Annotated in this window: 2 protein-coding genes; both read right to left on the bottom strand. The window is 57.4% G+C overall.

What is annotated here, in order from left to right:
• Positions 1–300: 300 nt before the first annotated feature.
• Positions 301–2,094 carry an ATP-binding protein gene (locus tag FAS41_RS30300; protein ID WP_138526958.1) on the bottom strand — a complete coding sequence of 598 codons (1,794 nt, stop codon included), beginning with the start codon at positions 2,092–2,094 and terminating at the stop codon, positions 301–303.
• 76 nt (positions 2,095–2,170) lie between these two features.
• A partial coding sequence (locus FAS41_RS30295) for a response regulator (protein ID WP_138526957.1) occupies positions 2,171–4,617 on the bottom strand: 2,447 nt, incomplete at its 5' end.

Genomic DNA, 4,617 nt, shown 5'->3' with positions numbered 1-4,617 from the left:
AATAATGAACAGGTCGAAAGATGGATGTCGCGCGCACGCCTTTTGAAGCTCCTCGACATTCGAACACAATGCCATCCGAAATATCCCGAGACGATTGAGCATGGCACTGAACGTTATCTGGCGCCCGGAGTTCCCGCACAACACCAACGCCCTGACTGAAGTACCGAACATGAGAGTACCCAAAAGTATGAAGAGCCTCATCACTCTAGGATCTCGCCTCATAAATCTGTATCGGAACCAGCCCACTGAAAAGTAGGAACACGCTGACTACTAATTAAAATCAGTGCTAGACGTTGGATATCAACTCGCCTTGGGCAACATCAGATGTACGGAAATCGTGGTCCCATCTCCAGGACTGCTGCTCAGTTGGATTTCACCATTCATCTGCTCGACCAGTCGCTTGCACAGCGCCAGGCCGATTCCACTGCCCCCGCGTCGAATATTCAGGTCGTCCAGATGCTGATTGAAGGCGTCGAACGAGCGTGCCTGTGCATCTGCCGACATGCCGATGCCGGTGTCACGCACCCTTAGCTCGACACTGACCAAGCCCTGCCCCTGGCCAATGCTATGAAGCTGCACCTCGATGCTGCCTTGGTCGGTGAACTTGAGTGCATTGTCCAAGACGGCCAACGTTATGGTGCGAAACGCCGTCGGGTCTAGCCAGACACAGGGATGGAGGGTCCCGGAAGTATCAAGCCCGAGAGTTAGACCACGTTCGACAACGGCGGGCCTGAACTCCTCGACAAGCTTCCGGGTCAACGCCTCAATATCGACAGCCTCCGGTACCAACGGGTGCCTCCCTGCTTCCAGGCGCAAGTAATCTCGGAAGTCGCTGAGCATCTTCTGCAGACCTTGAGTTGCATGTTGGGCAATATCCAGCGCCTCTGCTTGCTTGTCGGCGTCCTGAGGGGCGATAGCAAGATTCAGCATGGCCGCGATTCTGTTCAGCGGAGCGGCCATTTCGTCGGTCACCCACTGCATGAAATGCCCCTTGGCCTGCACGGCAACCTCAAGGCGGCGACTGCTGCTCCTGAGATCGATCAGGTTGCTGTCCAGGTCGGTTATATCCACGTTGCCGCATATCAACCCCAGCAAGGTGCCTTCACTGTCTCGGTAGGGCTTGCCCCAGTGGCGAAGCACCCGCTCGCCCGTTTGCAAGCTCAAACAGACATCTGCCGTGTAGGGCTGCCCCTGCTTCATCGCGGCTATCAGCCGGTCATGAACATAATGTCCATGCTTGGCGGGCAACTCGCCCGTCTCGTAGATCCGTTTACCGACTGCGCTCTCCAGTTTGAGCGAGTGCTGTTCGAGATACTGGTTGTTGCAGGTGACCAAACGCCCTTCCACATCGCGAAAACTGACGGCGTGAGGCATCGCATCGATTATTGCCCGGAGCAGGTTCAACTCTCCCTGCGCTGCAGTATCCAGGAGTTCCGGCACGGCAACGTCGCTGCTGAATGCAGTGGCGTCTACGAGGCCGTGACGGCGAGCAATGTCGAGCAGCTCCAACATGGAACTGGCGCGCAACTTCTGCATGACACGCGCCTTGTAGGTGCTGATGGTTTTTTCACTCAGCAGCAACTGCTCGCCGATCGTGTTGTTGGCCAATCCTTTGGCGAGCATCTGCAGAACCGTCAATTCACGCGCGGACAAGGCTTTCAGCGGATTGGATCCCACCTGATCGGGCAACAGATTCGGCAGTGCCTGAACGGAGTCGCGCGGGAAATAAGTATGTCCGTTCAGCAACGCCTTGACAGCCATGCCTACTTGCTCGAGATCGGTCTGTTTGCTGATGAAGCCGAGCGCCCCTGCTTCACGGCTGCGAGCGGCAAAATAGTCGGTACTTTGTCCTGTCACTACCAGTACCTTGACATCTGATGCCTGACGGGCGAGACGCTGTATGGTCTCGAGCCCCCCTAGACCAGGAATGGCCAGTTCCAGCAGCAGCAGACTCGGCCGGAGCCGGCGTGCGAGGTCAAGCGCCTCAGTGCCATTGCCAGACTCCGCCACCACCGTGTGACCTTCCGCTTCAATGAGCAAACGCAGGGCATGCCTTGCAATCGGATGCTCATCAACGATCATTACCGTACTCATGACCTGCCGTCCTGATAGGTGATGTTACGACTAGAGTAGCGGTCCATACGCGAGCCGCCGGTCACCGCTTCAGGGACTATGCGCCAGCGAGGCCGCTTTCCAGGTGCTTACCGGCATCGATGGCCAGCTTCAATTGATGCTGTAGCGCATGCATCTCGTCGAGTACATCGTGCAGGCGCGCTTGCAGCTCGTCCTGGGGCGCATCTTTTCGGCAGGCGCGTTCGAGTCCAATGAGTCGCTCGAACAGCCCGGCCGCTCCGATCAGCGACACAGCACTGCGAATTCGATGAGCAAGATCAGCCAGCGCCACTAGATCACGGCGCTGCAGCAGCGGCTCCAATTGCGTCAGATCCTTGCCGTTCGCACTGTGCAGGCGCTGGAGAAGGTCCACAACCAACGCCGGATCGTTGCACGACATAGCCAGCACCGCGTTGTGGTCGAAGGCACCGAGCGCGCTCTGGACAGCCGTTCCACCTCTGCGCTGCAGATAGGAGCGAAGCTCTTGTAGGCCGATTGGCTTGAACAGGCAGTCGTCCATGCCTGCATCGCGGCAACGTTGTACTTCATCGGGCTGGGCATTCGCAGTAAGGCCCAGAATGGTACAGCGGGGTGCTTTCCTCTCCCGCTCGATATCGCGGATACTGCCGGCCAGTACATATCCGCTGATGTCTGGCATGAAGCAATCCGTGATCACCATATCGAAGTCGCCGGCCTGCCAAGACGTCAGCGCATCTCGAGCATTGTCGGCTACGACCACCTGGTGTCCCAAGTGGTCTAGCTGTCGGGACAGAAGTAACAAATTGGCCTCGTGATCGTCGACGATCAGAATCTTCATCGGAGTTGACGCACTCTGCGGCGGACACGCCGAGACGGCCGCGTTGCTCAAGGGCGCAAGCACACTGCAAAGCAATTGCACGCTGACGGTCGTCCCCTGCCCCGACAAACTCTCGATGCACAGACACCCACCCATCATCTCGGCGAGAGTGCGGCATATCGTCAGTCCGAGCCCGGTTCCTCCCCGCGAAGCCCTCCCCGCCAGCGCCTGCTGGAAAGGTTCGCAGACATGCGCCAACTCGTCTCCCGTCATGCCTATGCCGCTGTCCTTGACGGCCATATGGAGCATGATGCGCTCGTCTGCCAAAGGCTCACTTCGAACTTCGATATGGACGAAGCCGACATCGGTGAACTTGATTGCATTGCTCACCAGGTTGAAGAGGATTTGCTTGAAACGAAGCGGATCGATCATCACGTCACCGATGCCGTCCAACAGCATTTCCAGCCTGAGCTGCAGTCCCTTCTGCCGCGCAAGCCCCTCGAAGACGCGCGCTACCGATTCCACCAATTCGCGCAGACTGGCGCGTTCAGGCACCAGCGCCAGGTGCCCTGCTTCAATCTTCGCGACATCCAGAATGTCGCCGAGCAACAACAGCAACCCTTTGGCGGAGTCGTAGGCGACTTCAATTGGGTTTCCGTCATCGCGCGCCCTCTCCTGGGGATTCATCTGGGCGAGTTCTAACATGCCGATGATCGCGTTCATGGGCGTGCGAATCTCATGACTCATTGTGGCGAGAAAGGTACTTTTGGCGCGATTAGCCTCTTCCGCCTGATCCTTGGCTAGTTGGACTTCATGGTGAAGGCGCTCGCGCTCGGTCACATCGATCCAGCCACAAACCAGACCCGCAATCTCTGCTCCGCCATTGCGATAAGGCGTGGCCCAATGGTGGACTTCTCGCCTTTCTCCGCGTACAAGCCAGACCCGATCTCTCGACAGGCTTTGCGCTTGATCCATGTGCGTCAGGTACTCCTGATGGAGCTTCTGCGCATCCGTTTCTGACAACCATTTGTTGTCAGTCAAGCGCGTGCCCTGCGCCTCCTTCCGGATCATGCCGGTGTACTCAAGGAAGTTGCGATTGCAGGTGACCAGTCGACCGGCACGGTCGCGCACAGAGATGGGATGGGGAATGCCGTCGATCATCGCGCGCTTGAACTCGAGGCGATCGATCAGTTCCCGCTGCGATACCGCTCGGCTTCGCATCTTGGTCAATAACCGCCAGTTCCACATCAATACGCCGAGAAGGATCGCTATTGCGCCCCAGAAGACTCTGACCAACTGATCCTGATAGCCGTTCCAGAGGTCGGTGATCGACTTGAGACTGGCTATCCAGCGAGTGAGGAAGCTAACACTCGTGGTCGGCCGCTCATTCAGCACCACAGATGATCGGCCTGGAGCGACTTGCGGTTCAGGAAGAGAGACGGATGTCGATGCCGCACCGAGATTTTCCGCTAGGCGCCCTTTTGAAACTATGTGAGTCTGAGCATCGCGGAGATTCAAGCTATTGATTGAACGGACCGAACCTTGAACTATCGGCTCGTCGAGCTGCCAGGGTGTGCCCGCTTCATTGATATTTGCCCTCAACACGCTGGAGCCAAATAAGGAGCCAACTCCTAGCACGCTGACGCTAGTAGTGCTCGCTTCCGGAAAACATCCAAACAGAATCAAGCTCCCATGCAGGATAACTATCA

The sequence above is a fragment of the Pseudomonas nicosulfuronedens genome, from assembly GCF_005877905.1.
GTDB lineage: Bacteria > Pseudomonadota > Gammaproteobacteria > Pseudomonadales > Pseudomonadaceae > Pseudomonas > Pseudomonas nicosulfuronedens.
This window is presented reverse-complemented; position numbering and strand designations above follow the sequence as displayed.